Source organism: Mucilaginibacter metallidurans (genome assembly GCF_003286435.2).
GTDB classification, from domain to species: Bacteria; Bacteroidota; Bacteroidia; order Sphingobacteriales; family Sphingobacteriaceae; genus Mucilaginibacter; species Mucilaginibacter gossypii.
The window spans coordinates 2,049,626-2,067,832 of the sequence record NZ_CP043449.1; the positions used below are offsets into that span (position 1 = coordinate 2,049,626).

The window sequence follows — 18,207 nt, forward strand, 5'->3', positions numbered from 1 at the left end:
TTTTAGTTGTTTGAAAAATAGTTGAGTTGAATGATGGCCTCGTTAAGGTTGCGAACAGCATCCAGGTAATCATTTTTAATAGTAGTGGCCTGGTTAATCAGTTGTGTCCATTCCAGGTAGTTTATGTTTCCGGCGGCAATTTGCTGGTTGGCGGTAACGGTTATTAAAGCGGCATTTTTTAACGGCTTGCTTTCAAAATACTGAACCGTTTGCAGGTATTTGTGGTATTGAAAAACGGCAGATTGATAAGCTGTTGTCATGCTTTGAAGTTCCATAGCATAACTACTTTCGGCTATCTGTTTGTTTACTCTCGCGCTGTTGATCCGCGCCTTTTGCGCCCCGGCAAAAATAGGTATGCCGATACCCAATTGCACTGAGTTAAACCGATTTGAGCTATTGTAAAGCTTGTTATCGGCACCAATACCCTTGATGCTGGTATTGTTATATCCTATGGCCAGATCAGGCAAAAGTTTGCTCTTTTCCATGCGGATAGCAGCGTCTGCAATTTGCTGCTGCTGAGCTATTAGTTTTATTACCGGGTGGTTTTTCAAGGTCAATATGTCTGAAGCCAATGTAACGGCTAATTTATAGTCGGATTTATCTGGTGTTAAGGGCTCTGTAGAATTAAGCAATAACTGGAATTGCAGTTGTATGATGGCCACATCTTCCTTTAACTGGCTTAGCTGCATCTGCACTTGTCCCAATAATGTTTCAGCACTTGTTTTCTCCAGTATATTGGCTTCGCCTTTGGCCAGCCGCAACTCGGCTTTTTTATAAAAGCTCAAATACAGGCTATCGGCATGCTGTAGTAACATCCGCTTGTTTTCCAGATATACCAGGGTGTTAAAAACCTGGCTAACCTGCTTTTTTAACAGCACCTCATTTACCGCGATATTCAGTATGCTGTTTTTCCAGTCTTCTTGCAAAAGCTCTTTCTGCCTGCTATAGACAGTCGGAAAGGTGAAAGACTGGGTAATACCGAATTTGGTATCGTTGTAGCTGCTGTTGATTTGTCCAACTTCCCCAAACAGCGTAGCCTGCGAAATATTGGCTGATGTGCCGATAAGTACCTGCTGATACTTCGACTTTAACTGTTCATGTTTAACTTGTAAGTTGTTTTTTAAAGCAGTATCTATAGCGGCTTTAAGGGTAATGGGTGTTTGCGCCCCCGAGGTTTGGCTTATTACAGTCAGCAAAGTGATGGAAAGTACAGTGCCCGTTTTCTTCGATAGCACTGTTTTAAAGCCTTTTTCAAACATGATATATAAAACGGGCAATACAAACAAGGTGAGGAAAGTGGCGATCAGCAAGCCACCTATTACTACCGTAGCTAACGGCCTTTGTACTTCGGCACCGGCACCGTTACTGATAGCCATGGGAAAGAAACCCAGGGAAGCCACAAATGCTGTCATCAGTACCGGCCTTAGCCTTACCTTGGTGCCTGATAACACAATACGTTTCAAATTGGTCATACCTTCTTTTTTTAACCGGTTAAATTCCGATATCAATACAATACCGTTGAGCACGGCCACGCCAAACAGAGCGATAAAGCCAACACCTGCGCTGATGCTGAAAGGCATACCGCGCAAAGCAAGGAACAGGATGCCCCCGATAGCTGACAATGGAATTGCGGAGTAAATCAATAATCCGTGCTTAATGGAGTTGAAAGCAAAATAGAGTAGTAAGAAAATAAGCAGTAACGAAACCGGCACGGCTATCATCAGGCGCTGTTTGGCAGCATTCAGGTTTTCAAAGGCACCACCATAGGTTACATAATACCCCGCCGGGAATTTAAGTTGTTTATCTACCTTGGCCTGCAGCTCGTTTACGATTGTTTGTACGTCCCGGCCGCGCACATTAAAGCCAACTACGATACGGCGTTTGGCATCCTCGCGCTGTATTTGGTTGGGGCCATCCTTGATTTGTACATCGGCCAGCTGATATAAAGGGATCTGTGTACCCCGCGGTGTCGGGATGAGTAAATTTTGAATATCCTTCAAGTCTTTTTTTTGTTCGCTGCTTATTCTGACCACTACTTCAAAGCGCTTTTCACCTTCAAACAGGGTTCCGGTGCTTTGTCCGGCGAGTGCGGTGTTAACCACCTTGTTAATATCGGCGATATTGAGGTTGTATTGTGCTATGGCATTGCGGTTATAATTAATGATAATCTGCGGCATGCCGGCAACTGCTTCCACAAACAGGTTTTTAGCGCCATCAACGGTATTGATGATTTTACCCAGCTTATTCGCATAAGCAGCGAGGGTATCCAGGTCTTCGCCGAATATTTTACAAACCACGTCCTGACGTGCACCGGTCATCAGTTCGTTAAAACGCATCTGAACCGGGTACTGAAAGCCTGCGGTAACACCCGGAACCGCTTGTAAGGCCTTACCCATTTTTTCAGACAATTCATTAAAGGTTTTAGCCGATGTCCACTCGTTCTTGGGTTTTAGGATCACCATCATATCGCTTGCATCCATCGGCATAGGATCGGTCGGCACTTCGCCGCTGCCTATTTTGGTCACCACCTTTTCAACTTCGGGGAATTGGCTTTTTAAGATGTGGGCGGCCTTTTGGGTATTGGTAATAGTAGTATTCAGGCTACTGCCGGTTAGCACCCGTGTATCAACCGCAAAATCACCCTCTTCCAGTGCAGGTATAAACTCACCGCCCAGTGTGGTTAAAATATAGGCTGAAAATATAAACAGACCGATAATAGTTAATAATGCAGCTTTGGGAAATGCAATTACCCCGCTTAATGTTTTTTGATAGGTTCTTTCAACCTTCGCCATTAACCTATCCGAAAAATTGGGCTTGTGCTTGATCTTCTTACTCAGGAAGACGGCGCTCATCATAGGGATGTAAGTGAGTGATAAAATAAAAGCGCCCAACAGCGCAAATGCTACGGTTTGCGCCATAGGCTTAAACATTTTACCCTCGATTCCCTGCAAAGTGAAGATCGGCAGGTATACTACTAATATAATGATCTGACCAAAAACAGCGCTGTTCATCATTTTGCTGGCAGAACTGTTCACTTCCTGATCCATTTCTTTCTGCCCAATCTTGTCAGTTAATGTAAAATGTTTGCTATGGCTAAGGGTATGCATTACGGCTTCTACAATAATTACGGCCCCATCAACGATCAAACCGAAATCAAGCGCACCAAGGCTCATTAGGTTGCCGCTTACACCAAAAAGGTTCATCATAATAATGGCAAACAGCATCGACAACGGGATCACAGAGGCAACGAGTAAACCTGCCCTGAAATTGCCAAGGAATAATACCAGTACAAATACCACAATGAGTGCCCCCTCCAACAGGTTGCGTTCCACAGTACCGATGGCGTTGTTCACCATTTTGGTACGGTCAAGGAAAGGTTCAATCTCAACGCCTTCCGGCATAGTTTTCTGGATTTGTGCTATACGTTCCTTTACGTTTTTAATCACCTCGCTGCTGTTGGCACCTTTCAGCATCATGACAACCGCTCCCGCAACTTCGCCTTCGTCGTTATAGCACATCGCACCATAACGGGTAGCATAGCCTATTTTAACATCGGCCACGTCTTTAATAAAAAGCGGCGAGCCATCGGCCGTATTTTTAATTACCGTATTATTGATATCTTCCATATTGCCAATCAGTCCCTGGCTACGGATATACACCACCGTTGGGCCTTTTTCAATATAAGCGCCGCCGGTGTTCTCGTTGTTACTTTCCAGGGCCTTAAAAACATCGGTTATGGTAATATTATGGGAAAGCAGTTTATTAGGATCAACTTCAATAGAATACTGTTTAAGCTTCCCGCCAAAGCTGCTCACTTCGGCTACGCCTTTGACACCGAGTAACTGGCGGCGTACTATCCAGTCCTGTATAGTACGGAGTTCGGTTTCGTTATACCTATCGGCATAGCCCTTTTTAGGGCGCACTACATATTGGTAAATTTCGCCCAGCCCGGTGCTTACCGGGCCAAGCTCGGGTGTACCGATACCGGCAGGTATCTGGCTTTGTACTTTCTGCAAACGTTCGGCAACCTGCTGCCTCGCCCAGTAAACATCTGTAGCGTCGTCAAAAACAATGGTAACCAGCGACAGGCCAAACCTGGAAAAGCTTCGGATCTCTTTTAAGCCCGAAATATTGCTGTTCGCCTGCTCTATTGGATAGGTAACCAAACGTTCGATATCTGTAGCTCCGAATGATGGGGCGATGGTAATAACCTGTACCTGGTTGTTGGTAATATCGGGTACGGCATCAATAGGCAACCTGGTAAATTGGTAGCTGCCATAACCAATCAGGGCGATAATAAAAAGCCCTATGATCAGCTTATTCCTTACGGAAAAAGCGATAATATGATTTAACATAAAATAAGATCTTGAAAATTAGTAATTCAAAAAGCAGCGCATAGCAGGAATAGCCAGGCTAAGCGCTGCAAACAACATAGAAACGACCGCTAATTAGTATTTTGGCGGCTGCCAGATGCTGGATAAATAAGTAGAGTGGTTAAACCACTGATGGAAGGCATGTAATTTCGTTTTCGTTGAGAATGCCAGGGGGGGGACGAGTGGCTGGAATAATTGAGGAACCAGCACCGGTGATATCGTCGCTGTGCAATTATCTGCTGTTTTGAATGGCAGCTTCATGTCCTCCCTGTAGTCTTTATCTTTCGGGTTGCCATGCATGTAATGCATATCCAGAAATTGCAGGATTGAAATGCTCTTGTTTTCCTTCCTGTGTTCGGCAAAGTGTTCAAAAAACACAGGCAATTTCAGCAACTGGTGGAGTTCTGTTGTTGAGAACAGGAAGGTTGTTAAAAGCAATATGGCCGTGAACTTTTTCAAAACTATACAAAAGTAACAATTAATAAACAATCGTTTTTGACGCAGATCATATGATTATTTAGTTTTAATCATTTATTAACATGCGCGATCGGCTCAAAATGAGGTCCGGAGGTCTTCACAGCCGCATTTGGTCCTTTTTTCATATTCAGCCTTCGGTTCCAATACGATACCAGGCTGTATTTCTTCATATACTGAAGCCCGCTAAAAAAATAACTGTCATACCGGGCGATTTCTTTGTCACTCGTGGGAATTATATCTCATTTAGCGGTCATTGGGATTGCCTGCGAAGCATGCCTAATGATGACGTGTATTAATGATATATCCCTGTATTGAAGGTGCATAATTCATAGTTCCTTGATAACCTTTTTTAGTTTGTCTTTAACTTCAGTTGCGATCCTATGTAAATCTTTGTTTAGTATGAGCTTCATGGATGCTGCCGGATTTATGGCGGATACTTCCACTTTGCCAGGTTTTTTTTCCTGTACAATTATATTACAGGGCAGCATGGTACCGATCTTATCTTCGGCTAATAGGGCATTGTAAGCAAATGACGGGTTACATGCACCCAATATTTTATAGTTGTAAAAATCTACACCCAGCTTTTTCTTTAATGTCGCCGTTATGTCAATCTCCGTTAATAGGCCAAACCCTTCGTTGTTTAAGGCGCTCGTAACCCGTTGAATAGCTTCCTCAAAACTTCCGGTTATTTTCTTGTTGAAATAGTATTTCATTTTTTTGTGGATTTATTACTACACTTTTTATGCCTTTAAATTTCTTGGTTTAATGACTCAAAATAAATGACTTAGCTCATTTATGAGATTGATGTAAATCATCGGTGGCAAATCATTGGCTGCGGAGGTGAATTGAGTTTGAATAAAGCTGATTTCATTGTTTTTAATGCCTGATTTTCCTGCCTTTGCTGGCCAATTTTAAACCCTAAAGAAACCAAAACCCAAGACTGGAAAATGGTGGAATGACGAAAAGTGCTGACATGGAAGGGTATCATTGTGAAAGAATTGTTGTAAACGGAAGTATCAAAAGCAGCTTTCTGTTTTAAAGGATGTAGGAGTGAGGTCACTTATTAAAGTCAATTGCGGGCAGGTTTCAAATTTGGCTGTTAATCCATCGTTTGATTTTGAGTGTTTTGTGCGTACTGTCATATATTACCCTGATCCGTATCATTCCCGGTTAGCAGAGAAACACCAACATTTGAAAAAACATTCATCAGAACTTGTGAAAAACAGAACTTAAAATAGTCTGCAATACTAATATACTCGTCAGTTTTAAAATAGCTACGGATCTTTTTTTTTAAAATCATATGAACTTCTCCTTTCAGCATCCTTACCCAATAAACCCGGAATACAAAACGCCGGTCGCTTATCTTTGCATGGAATATGCCGTCCATCAGCCCCTTAAAACCTACTCAGGTGGCCTCGGCTATCTTGCAGGCTCTTTCATGAGGAGCGCCTATGAACTCAGGCAGGACGTTATAGGTATCGGAATCTTGTGGAAATATGGGTATTATAACCAGGGAAGAAAGGGCGATGAAACCATGGAGGTACTCTTCCAGGAAAAAATATATCACTTCCTCATTGATACCGGCATTAAATTTACTATCAAGGTATCCGGCCATGATGTTTGGGTTACAGCATTTTACCTGAAGCCTGAAATTTTTAAAACAGCTCCTATATTTTTCCTGACAACAGATCTGCCGGAGAATGACTACCTGGCTAAAACCATTTCACATAAGCTTTATGACAGTAATCCTGAAACGGGGACTGCTGCTGCGATATTGCTGGGCGAAGGCGGGGCACGCTTATTAGAAGCAATCAATTTCCAACCGGATATTTATCACCTGAACGAATCACATGCCTTACCCATCGCATTTTATTTATATAAAAAATATCAATCCGTTGAGGAAGTAAAAAGAAGACTGGTTTTCACTAACCATACACCCGAACCTGGCGGCAACCAACGGTCTGATTTGTTTCTGCTTAATAAAATGGGTTTTTGGGGGGATATTCCGATAGATGAGGTAAAGGAAATAGCGGGTTGTCAGGGCGACGTTATGGATCATACCTTAACTGCGTTTAGGTTCTCCGGCAAAGCCAATGCTGTGTCAAAAATGCATTTAAACACACTACAGGGAATATGGAATGGAAATAACGGCATTTGTGAACTTACTTCTATAACCAATGCCCAGAGCTATTCTTATTGGGCAGACAAGGAAATGTATGCGGCATTGGAAACTAATCAGATTCAAAAGCTGGTGGAAAAGAAAAAGGCAGGTAAGCGTGCACTTTTTGACGAGGTAGCGGACCAATGCGGCGTTCTACTCGATCCTGAAGTGCTCACCATTGTTTTTGCGAAAAGGTTTGCCGGGTACAAAAGGCCGGAATTGCTATTGCATGATATGGACTTTTTTCACCAACTGCTAACTAACAATAAAATGCCGATCCAAATGATATGGGCAGGAAAGCCTTATCCAATGGATTATGATGCGATAGCCAGTTTTGATAAGATCGTAAACTTATGTAAGTATTACCCTAACTGCGCGATTTTAGTAGGGTATGAATTGCGTTTATCACGACTGCTTAAACAAGGGGCAGATGTCTGGCTCAACACGCCGCGGCTGACCCACGAAGCTTCAGGTACGAGCGGGATGTCGGCTGCAATGAACGGATGTATTAATGTTTCGATTCCTGATGGCTGGTTTCCGGAATTTGTTGTGGATGGCGTGAACGGTTTTGTTATACCAAATACTGAAATTAGTGAACATAAATTTCAACAGGATGAAACCGATGCGCATAACTTGTACAATTTGCTGCAAAAAACAGTCATTCCCCTTTATTATGATCATCCGGATAAATGGATTGAAATAATTAGGCACAGCATGCAGGATATATTCCCTCACTTTGACAGTAACCGGATGGCAAAAGAGTATTATAAACAGCTTTATACTAACGGTACTGATATTTGTTAATATGGGCTTCTTCACTGCTTCCCATAACCTTTTGAGCAGTAGGATCAAAAACCTCGGGACTGATGCTACGTCGTAATTTCGACACGTTGTTGGTGTTTATCCAGGCAGCAATCGAAACCGTGAATTGTTTGTTGTAACCGGCTATAGCGAGACCAATCCCTTCATAGTTTTTTCCATTGTGGCCCGGATAAAAGATTGCGTAAGGTTGATAAATGCGCTCACCTCATCATGATTAATACAATGACCAGTATTGCAGGTACAGCCTGTATATAGAAGATCTTTTTGGTTACTGTGAGTGCCCCGTAAATACCAGCTACGGCAACACAACTCAGGAAAAACAGGGCCACATAGTTATGCCATTGTGCGTCGCTGATAAAAAATGTCCAGATCAGACCTGCTGCTAAAAATCCGTTGTATAAACCCTGGTTAGCCGCTAAAACTTTGCTGTTTTCCAGTTCCTGCAATGATTTGTTGAATGCCTTGGGGCCGCGGGTTGTCCAGGCAAACATTTCCAACCATAATATATAACAATGGATAAAGGCTACCAGGCCGATGAGTACTTTGATAATAAGATCCATAGATTTTGATGTCTTAAGTATAAATTTAGTAAATGTTATAGGATATATTGTACCGGGATTCTGTTACGCCATTAAGCCTTAAACCTTAAACTTATTCTGTAGGGGGCATTCAAATACAAATGAATAACCGTGTAAATTACAATAATTAAGAAAGCGGCCATCAGATTAAGGCTAATCGGAGCATTCTTGCCATCCTAAGCTGATAATTCTCTGCCATCGGGGTTAAACCCGTTTATAAGACTTTATTTTGCCAGATAATTTCTATATTTGGATTTGACACATATACAATGAGCATTAAAACACCATGATGTTTGTGTAATTAACCTGATCAATATAGGAAATTAAAATAACGCATGGCCCCTCTTGACTTGTCAGACGACGATGCCAAACTTCTGAAACTTATTAGCGAAGGCAGCAAACCTGCCTTTGATGTGTTATATACCAAATATTGGAAACAGGTTTATAACGCAGCATACAAACGGGTTAACGATATAGAACGCGCTCAGGATATTGCTCAGGACGTATTTGTGCAGTTATGGGTGCGTGCGTCAAAATCGCCGATTGAAAACCTGCCTGCTTATTTATTGATTGCCGCTCGCAATGGCGTTTTTAAATATATGGAAAAGGAATCGCGCTATGCGGCCTTACCCGACACCGTCCATGAAATTGAAAGCCATCTTGGCCGCGCCGATGCTAATGTGCTTCATGACGAATTTTTGAAAGCTTTCAATGAGCTTATTGATACCTTGCCAACTCAACAGCGTATCATATTCAATTTGCGCTTTTATGAAGGCCTCTCAAGTCAGCAAATTGCCGACCAACTGGAAATCTCCCCTAAAACTGTTCGTAACCAAATGGGGAAGGCCCTTGCAACACTTCGTAAATCACTTTTCTTACTTCATGTATTGCTTTATTTTTATCAACAAGGTTGATAAAACGTTTTTTCTTTAATGAAGATGCCCTATTTTTATCAATTATGATGATTGGTTGATGATATTTTATCATTTTGATTTTAAACCTGCATTATTTTTAAATAAAACATTAAAAATATTTTCAATTAACATGGGCTATTTTCATTTTGCCGACTCATGTATATATAAAGGATGTAAATGGACGAGGCGAACAAGCAATATTTTATACAAATACTAACAAAATACAAACGGGGCGAGGCTACTCAGGAAGAAATTAAATTCCTGGAATCGTACTATAACCTGTTTGATTTGAACGATGACCTCATTACTGATGAAAATGAGGCCGACTACCTGTATCTGAAAGATGCTATTAAAGCAAAGGTTGATGGGAGGATAGCGCAATACAAAAAAAAGCCGGTTACCATGCCTTTAAGATCGGGTTGGACCAGATATGCCGTGGCCGCTTCAATTCTGTTGTTTATTTCGGTTGGTGCTTATTTTTTTATTCGTAACCGGTATAAGGCCGATAATTTGGCCGCAAACTCTTACAAAGGGATAGTGCCTGGTACCAACAAAGCTACGCTTACTTTGGCCAATGGCACAACCATATCGCTTGATGATGCTGCCAACGGACAAATAGCTAAACAGGCCGGGGTAAAAATTACCAAAACGGCCGATGGGCAGATCGTTTACCAGGCCGAAGCAACCGGGCAGAATCAAGCTGTTCAAAACACAGTTACCACACCTAACGGCGGGCAGTACAAGATCATCCTGCCCGACGGCACTAACGCGTGGCTTAACGCGGCATCGTCAATAACTTATCCAACCGTGTTTAAGGGGCCGGAACGTGAAGTAACACTCAATGGCGAAGGCTACTTTGAAGTAACAAAAAATAAAGCAATGCCATTCAGGGTAAAATCGGCGTTGCAAACTATCGAAGTGCTCGGTACGCATTTTAATATCAATGCTTACGGCGATGAGGGTTTTGTTAAAACTACGCTGTTGGAGGGTTCGGTAAAGGTAACATCAGCAACAAACTCAATACTTATTGTTCCCGGTGAGCAGGCGGTAATAAGCCGTACAGGTAACGGTGCTATTAGTAAACAACAAGTGAACCTTGACAAAGAAGTAGCCTGGAAAAACGGTGTATTTTCATTTGCAGATGAGGATATCCGCGAGGTTATGCGCCAGGTAAGCCGCTGGTATGATATTGATGTGGTTTATGAAGGCGATATGCCAACAGAGAAATTTTTCGGCGAAATTTCAAGGAACAGTAAACTAACCGACGTTTTCAGGATCCTGGAACTTAACAACATGAAATTTGCGGTGGAGGGCAAAACAGTAAAGGTATCCTACAGTAAATAATATTTAACCTTAAACTTTATACTAACAACTAAACAAACTAATGCTAATCACTAAAACAAAACTTAATGGATAAACAACTACGATAAATCTCAGACCAATCTCATATCAACAGACCAAAAATTAACCGGAAGCCTCTCACCGCTTCCGGTTTAAAATAGGTCAGGCAGCACAAGATGTTGAAGCCATGGGCTGCATTTTATTAACCCAATCTTATTCAAAAATATGAAATTAACTTTTCTTTACAACGCCGTATGCGCAATACGGGGGGTAAAGTGCAAATTCTTATTAGTATTGAAACTCACCACTATACTGTTGCTTGTTGGCGTGTTGCACTTATCGGCTGCAAGTTATTCTCAAACGGTAACCATATCCGGTAAAAATAAGAGCCTCGAATCGGTTTTTAAGGATATAAAACAACAAACAGGCTATTTGTTTTTTTACAGCGAAAAAGTGAATATAAAAGGCAAAACAGTTGATGCCGATTTTCATGACACGCAGCTTGTTGACGTGCTCAACGCCTGTCTTAAAAACTTCGACCTGAGTTTTACCATCGTATCTAAAACTATCGTAATTCAAAATAAGATACCCGAACCGCGGCCGGAACCGATTATTATCAACAAGGTTTCGGTGAGTGGCCGTGTGTTGGATTCGGTAAGTAAAACCACCTTACCGGGCGTAAATATTGCCGTTAAAGGGGGCAGGGGAGTAATAGGCCAAACCAATGATAAGGGTGAGTTTAATGTACAGGCAGATGCAGGGCAAACATTAATATTCTCGTTTATGGGCTACAAATCGGCGGAAGTTAAGGTGGTAGCAGGGCAATCGATTGTAGTGAGGCTTTTGCCTGATATTAATAACATTAAAGACATTGTGGTAACCGGTTACCAGGTTATTAAAAAAGATAATTATACCGGTAACGCCATCACAGTAAGTGGTGCCGATCTGAAGCGTAATAATCCGCAAAACGTGATCAAAAGTATAGCCTCGTTTGATCCGTCGTTTAAAGTACTTGATAATAACTTTATCGGTTCGGATCCAAACAAGCTGCCAAAGATCAACGTAAGGGGCGCCACAGCTATCCCTTCCATCAATGATAAAATACTTGACCGTAACAACCTTTCAAGCAATTATAACCTGCCGGCCTTTATCCTTGATGGCTTTGAAGTATCGCTTCAAAAAGTAGTTGACCTGGATATTAACCGGATCGAATCGGTTACCTTATTGAAAGATGGTGCAGCTACCGCGGTTTATGGTTCAAGGGCAGCCAACGGTGTAATGGTGATCACTACCAAAGCGCCTGTTGCAGGAAAGCTGCAGTTATCATACAATTATGAGCTTACTTTCAATGGCCCCGATCTGTCCGACTATCACGTGCTTAACGCAAAACAAAAGGTAGCTTACGAGCAGCTTGTTGGTTTATATGATACAAAGACATCTACAAGTGGTGATACCAAACAGGACGAGCTTGATGCCCAGTTGTTCACGCGCCTAAAAAATGTAGCGAGCGGTGTTAATACTTATTGGTTGTCGCAGCCTTTACGAAATGCCTATCAGCAAAAACATTCGGTATACGCGCAGGGCGGCGATCAGTCATTCAGGTATGGTATCGATTTGCGTTACCAGACACAGCCTGGCGTTATGAAAGGCTCGGATAATACCCGGTACAGCGGCGGTGTAAATTTTACCTATAATCCAAGCTCAAAACTTATCATCAGGAATGATTTGACCATTACGCAGGTTAATCAGGCCAATTCTCCATATGGCGATTTTTCGACATATGTAAACGCCAACCCATATTTCCCGATAAGGGACAGTACAGGCAGATTGGTGCAGGAACTTGCCAACTGGCGTGTAAATACTTTTCGTGAGGGAAAAGATCAATACATTACCGAAAATGTATTTAATCCCTTATATGAAGCCAGCCTGAGCAGCTTTGATAAATTGGCATATACGGAGATCCTGGAGTCGTTTTCAATCGATTATAAATTATCAAAAAGTTTGCGTTTGAGGGCATTAATGAGCGTAAATAAAACCGGCACAACATCTGATAAATATGTATCACCGTTAAGCAGTGTTTTTTACAATTTTGCCGCCGATCAGGCGAATAACAAAGGAACCTACGATTATGGTACCAATGCCAGCCTTAACCTCGACGGTAACGTAACCATCGGCTATAACAAGCAACTGGGCGATCATTATTTCAACCTTGTGTTAGGTGCCAATATTTTAGCCTCAAAGGCTGATGTTAAATCATTTTCGGCCCAGGGTTTTTCAAACGACAGGTTCACCAATATAGGTTTTGCCCGCATTTATAAAGAAAACTCAGGCCCTTATGGCGATGTAACCAGGTCAAGAACGGCCGGCGCTTTCTTTTCGGGCAACTATGCGTTCCAAAACAAATATCTGTTAGATGCATCCGTAAGGGTTGATGGTTCATCGGCTTTCGGCGCCGACAGGCGTTACGCTCCGTTCGGATCCCTTGGGATTGGTTGGAACATTCATAAGGAAAGCTTCTTCCGGGGGGCAAATGTAATAAGCCAGTTGCGTCTTAAGGGAAGTATTGCTACCCTTGGTTCTATCAGCTTCCCGGCGTACCAATCACGTTCAATCTACCTGTATGATACACAACACTGGTATTCCACAGGTATTGGCGCTACTATATTAGGCTATGGTAACAGCAACCTGGAGTGGCAAAAAACCCGCACAACCGATGTAGGTATGGACATCGGTTTGTTTAAAGACAGGATAGTCATCTCGCCAAGATACTACTACAAGCTCACCAAAGGGTTGATCACCGATATCAACCTTGCGCCATCAACGGGCTTCAGCACTTATAAAGATAACCTTGGCGATATGTCAAACAAAGGTTATGAGCTTTACCTTGTAGCACAGGTTTTTCACGCATCGGACTGGAATATAAACCTGACGGGTAACCTTGCTCACAACGTTAACAAAATAGTAAGGATATCTGATGCCTTGAAGGCATTTAACAGCAATATAGATAACTTCCAAACCAACAAGGACAACAACGCTTTTTCAACGCCGCTAACCCGGTATGTTGAAGGCAAATCATTGAATACCATTTATGCAGTTAAGTCATTGGGTATTGATCCTGAAAACGGCAAGGAGATCCTGGTGAAAAAAGATGGAACCCTAACTTATATATGGGATGTTAAGGATGTGCAGGATGTAGGTAATACTACGCCAAAAGCCGAAGGATTTTTTGGCAGCACGGTATCATACAAAAGGTTTATGCTAAGCTTTAGCTTCCATTACCGTTTTGGCGGGCAGGCCTTTAACCAAACCCTTATTGACAGGGTTGAAAATGCCGACCCTCGCTTTAACGTAGATAGCCGCGTACTGGAGCAAAGGTGGAAACAACCTGGCGACCACACGTTTTTCAAAAACATTACCGACCTCACCGACACCTATGTATCATCACGGTTTATACAAAAAGATAACCTGATCGAACTGCAGTCGCTTTACCTGTCATATGATTTTAAGCCAAATGCCATTCGCCGTTTAGGACTTCAAAATCTGAGGCTGGCAGCCACAGCGAACGATATTTTCAGGGCTTCAACTATTCAGGCAGAACGGGGTATCTATTATCCCTTCGCCCGCAGCTTAACATTTTCATTATTGGGTTCATTTTAACACATAACCATGAAAAGATATTTAATTTTTATAATCCCCTTGCTGATGTTTACATCATGTAAAAAGTTTTTGGATGTACAGCCGGAATCTGATGTAGATAAAGAGCAGTTGTTTAATACCGAAGATGGTTTTGAAGAGGCTTTAAATGGTGTTTATTCCAGGTGCACAAAGGCAGACCTGTATGCAGGAAACCTTACGTTCAGCAACCTGGATATCATGGCGCAGAACTATACGTTCTCCAATACCGATTTTCAGAAGATCGCTTCTTTTCAGTATAGCCAAAACATTTTAAAAGATAAAAATAGCCAGATCTGGTCGTCGGTATACAATGCCATCGGCAACTGCAATGAGATACTGCAGGTAATAGATAAGCAAAAGGCCGTATTTTCAGGTAATAACTATGCCATCATTAAAGGCGAGGCACTTGCCCTGCGCGCGTACCTGCATTTTGATCTTTTACGCATGTTTGGGGCTTCGTATAAATCTAACCCAAATGCTAAAGGCATACCTTATGTAACTACTGTAAGTATTAAAAGCACACCGTTTTCATCAGTAGGTGAGGTAATTAACAACGCCATCGTTGATCTGCGTAATGCACGTGCGCTGCTAAGTACTACTGATCCAATTCTTTCACCCGCTTACATTGTCGGATATCCTAATAAAACCTATCCCGACGGCTATGTTGGCCCTAAGCAAACGGAAACAATGGTTAGCAGCTTGTTTTTGCAAAACCGTAGGCACAGGCTTAATTATTATGCAGTGTGCGGTGAACTTGCAAGGGTTTACCTGTATAAAAATGATTATCAAAATGCCCTCTCTAACGCTACCGACGTAATAAACGCCAACAAATTTCCCTGGACACAAAAGGACGACGCTTTTAACAATAACGTTGAGCAAAAAGACAGGGTGTTTTACAACGAGTTGGTATTTGGCTGGTACGCTCCCCAGGCTAATGACGACAATGCACTCGTCACCTTGTTCAGCGCGGCCAACATTGCACAGTATCAGCCAACACCGATGCAGTTAGATAACATTTATGAAAAGAATACAGTGGGTGCCGAAGACTGGCGCTACAGGCAATGGTTTTTTACAGCCACAGATGTAACCCCAAACCGCAGCTACTTGGTTAAATATTTGGTGAACAGTTCGCCGCTAAAAAATCTGCACCCGCTGATGGCCCCGGGTTTTCGTTTAACAGAAGCATATTACATAGCTGCTGAGGCTATTTATGATAGCAACCCGACCAAGGCAATAGAGTACTTAAATACCGTCCGTACGCACCGCGGTATTATTGATCTGTTGCCCGCTACTTTAGGCAGATCAGCATTTATGAATGAGCTGGTTAAAGAAGCCCGTAAAGAATTTTATGGAGAGAGCCAGATATTTTATATGTATAAGCGCCTGAACCTTGATATAGTAGCGGCCAATGGCCAGATCTATCCGGCATCAAACAGTATTTACGTGTTCCCGGTTCCCGACGACGAAAAAGCTTACAATAATTGATCCCATACCATTTATAACAATGAAAAGAAAGATATTTTATGTTTTAGTGGTCGTTGCAGCTCTTTTCGGTTGCAAAAAAGACCAATTACTTACGTATGGCTCCAGGGATAATATTTATCTGAATTACAAGGATAAAGACGGCAACCAGGATACTTCGATATTAACCTATTCCTTTGCCTATAATCCTACCCTGGCGCAGGATACCATTTGGGTACCTGTAATAATTTCGGGGCAAAGGTCTAAAACCGAAAGAAGGTTTGTGATATCCGTAGTTGACACCGCTACCACGGCCAAAGCCGGTTTGCACTATGAGGCGCTTAAACCATCATACACAATGCCTGCCGATTCGGGCACTATAAAGGTACCGGTGATCATCAAAAACAGTGATCCGGAACTTGCAAATCAATCAGTAATGCTTACCATTCTTGTTTCGGGTGGGCAGGATTTTAACTCATCGCTCCCGGCGGCATTACGGGAAAAGTCGATCCTTTACTCGTCGCGGCTGGAGCAACCGGCCTGGTGGATTTACTGGATGGGTAACCTGGGCCCTTACAGCAGGATAAAACACCAGTTGTTCCTGATCTCTTCGGGCACTACCGATCTGGTTGATATGTCAAAACCGAACGCTTATCTGCAGATCCCGCGCACACTGTATTATATAGATAACGTGAGGACCTTTATTAATGATCCGTTTGCATGGGTAGCAAGATACCCGGAAAAAGGTTATGTGCTTACCAAGCGGGCCGACGGAAGTAATGACTATGATTTCTATAACACATCTTCGCCCGGTAAGAAGTTTTACCTCAGATATTACGCGCAGGCAGGCAAGTACTTTTTTGTTGATGAAAATGGTCAACAGGTTATTATCAATTAAACACTTAGGTCATGAAATTTAAATCGATAGCTATATTGGCGCTCATAACAGTACTTTATACTTCATGTAAAAAAGACCTGGGCAATTATGTATACTCGCCACCTTCAGAACCGGTAGTTACCGGCATTAATAATGCAACATTTGCAGCCCTGCTGGGCGATACGCTCACCATAAACCCCAAGGTTACTTTGGCCGGTGCTGATCCCTTAAAGGATCTTGATTTTGAATGGCACATCACCGTACAAGAAGAACTGCGGGAAGCAGTTTACAAAGGCTACCCTCTGAAAATGGTCTACAATTTAGGCCCCGGCGACCGTGCTTGTAAACTCACCATTACCGACAAACGGAATGGGTTATTTTATACGTTCCCTTTCAAAATTACAGGTACGACGCAGTTTTCGGCAGGTATTTTGGTGCTGAGTAACGATAATGGCGTTACCAAATTATCATTCGTAAAACCGGATAAAACGGTGTTGGGCGATATTTATAAATCACTTAATAAAGACGATTTACCTATCAATCCGGTTCAATTGTACTATTCAAAACCATTGCCTTATCAGCCCAATACCAAGGAGGAATATTGGGTGCTAAGCAACGATCCTAATAAAAGCGGGGTGGTGCTTGACGCCAGCACATTATTAAAACGAACAGATTTTGCAGCGCAATTCTTCTCGCCGCCGGCTGTTATCAATACAGGTTACCTGGAGCCATTTTTAGGCCCTGTACAAATGGGAACAGTGCCAACTGGTGTTATCAATGGTAAGCTGTATGTAGGTGTATCCTCAACAGCGCCCTTTGCTGATGACTACGGCAAATTTGCCAACGAACAAGGCGGAGATTACACGATGTCGAAATATTTTACTCACGGCAGCTCATTTTTTATTGGTTACAATCTTAAAGGAAAGGCTTTTATCACTTTTGGCGCCGATGGTACTTACTCAGGTAACAATTATAAAGTTGATGCTGCAAGTACCGGTTTTGATCCAAAAAATGTAGGATACGATAATTTGTTGTTCATGAAACCTACAGAAGGTGGCCCTTCCTATGCTTTCTTTAAAACAGCGACAGGTACCATAACCGAACTAAGTTTTAGCTACCCTATGGGGGATGACCGGACATTTAAAGGCGTGGGCAAACGCACATTCAAAGGCAGCGCCTTAATTGATGATAATACCAAATGGGTGGTGAATAGCTTAAATGTGTTTTATTTTTCATCAAAAGGGAAAATTTACCGCTATAACCCAATTAATGAAGATATAAGACAGCTCGACGCAGACTTTGGCGGTAAAAAGGTATCCATGATGAAGATAAGTTTGGATGACGACACCCTTACTGTTGGCGCAGACGGGGCAGTTTATACGCTTGACGTAAGTGTTTCTAAAACCGGTAATATCACCAAAACAATAACCGGTATTCCGGGCGAACCGGTTGACATTGTGAGCAGATAAAAAACTAACTAATCAAAACCATATAAAAGATTAACCAACAGCATGAATGATTTTTGTGT

The 18,207-nt window shown here is 42.3% G+C and carries 11 protein-coding genes; 7 read left to right on the top strand and 4 right to left on the bottom strand.

Going from position 1 to position 18,207, the window contains the following annotated elements; all coding sequences use genetic code 11:
* Positions 1–2 precede the first annotated feature (2 nt).
* From DIU38_RS08860 to DIU38_RS08870, 3 genes are all read right to left on the bottom strand, one after another.
* A complete protein-coding gene (locus DIU38_RS08860) occupies positions 3–4,355 on the bottom strand; it encodes a CusA/CzcA family heavy metal efflux RND transporter (RefSeq protein WP_112653662.1) in 4,353 nt (1,450 codons plus the stop codon).
* A gap of 93 nt (positions 4,356–4,448) precedes the next feature.
* Entirely contained in the window at positions 4,449–4,832 is a 384-nt protein-coding gene (locus DIU38_RS08865; RefSeq protein WP_112653661.1) for a hypothetical protein, read from the bottom strand.
* Positions 4,833–5,176: 344 nt separating this feature from the next.
* Positions 5,177–5,563 (bottom strand): DUF302 domain-containing protein, encoded by a 387-nt coding sequence (locus tag DIU38_RS08870; RefSeq protein WP_112653660.1) that lies wholly within the window; start codon positions 5,561–5,563, stop codon positions 5,177–5,179.
* A 587-nt stretch (positions 5,564–6,150) separates the two neighbouring features.
* On the opposite strand from DIU38_RS08870, the gene glgP reads away from it, so the two are divergent.
* Positions 6,151–7,815 carry an alpha-glucan family phosphorylase gene (glgP, locus tag DIU38_RS08875; RefSeq protein ID WP_112653658.1) on the top strand — a complete coding sequence of 555 codons (1,665 nt, stop codon included), beginning with the start codon at positions 6,151–6,153 and terminating at the stop codon, positions 7,813–7,815.
* A gap of 218 nt (positions 7,816–8,033) precedes the next feature.
* Here glgP and DIU38_RS08880 read toward each other — a convergent pair whose 3' ends face one another.
* Positions 8,034–8,393, bottom strand: coding sequence for a DUF1304 domain-containing protein (locus tag DIU38_RS08880; RefSeq protein ID WP_091164385.1), 360 nt, complete (start codon positions 8,391–8,393; stop codon positions 8,034–8,036).
* A gap of 353 nt (positions 8,394–8,746) precedes the next feature.
* On the opposite strand from DIU38_RS08880, the gene DIU38_RS08885 reads away from it, so the two are divergent.
* The 6 genes from DIU38_RS08885 to DIU38_RS08910 all read left to right on the top strand — a co-directional run bounded on the left by DIU38_RS08885 (position 8,747) and on the right by DIU38_RS08910 (position 18,148).
* On the top strand, positions 8,747–9,325 hold the full coding sequence (locus tag DIU38_RS08885; protein ID WP_112653657.1) for an RNA polymerase sigma factor: 579 nt from the start codon (positions 8,747–8,749) through the stop codon (positions 9,323–9,325).
* Between the two features lie 177 nt (positions 9,326–9,502).
* Positions 9,503–10,669 carry a FecR family protein gene (locus DIU38_RS08890; protein WP_112653656.1) on the top strand — a complete coding sequence of 389 codons (1,167 nt, stop codon included), beginning with the start codon at positions 9,503–9,505 and terminating at the stop codon, positions 10,667–10,669.
* 222 nt (positions 10,670–10,891) lie between these two features.
* Complete coding sequence (locus DIU38_RS08895) at positions 10,892–14,323, top strand: SusC/RagA family TonB-linked outer membrane protein (RefSeq protein WP_112653655.1); 3,432 nt, start codon at positions 10,892–10,894, stop codon at positions 14,321–14,323.
* A 9-nt stretch (positions 14,324–14,332) separates the two neighbouring features.
* On the top strand, positions 14,333–15,826 hold the full coding sequence (locus tag DIU38_RS08900; protein WP_112653654.1) for a RagB/SusD family nutrient uptake outer membrane protein: 1,494 nt from the start codon (positions 14,333–14,335) through the stop codon (positions 15,824–15,826).
* 19 nt (positions 15,827–15,845) lie between these two features.
* On the top strand, positions 15,846–16,700 hold the full coding sequence (locus DIU38_RS08905; protein WP_167516123.1) for a DUF4843 domain-containing protein: 855 nt from the start codon (positions 15,846–15,848) through the stop codon (positions 16,698–16,700).
* Between the two features lie 11 nt (positions 16,701–16,711).
* Entirely contained in the window at positions 16,712–18,148 is a 1,437-nt protein-coding gene (locus DIU38_RS08910) for a PKD-like family lipoprotein (RefSeq protein WP_112653652.1), read from the top strand.
* The last annotated feature ends 59 nt before the right edge of the window (positions 18,149–18,207 follow it).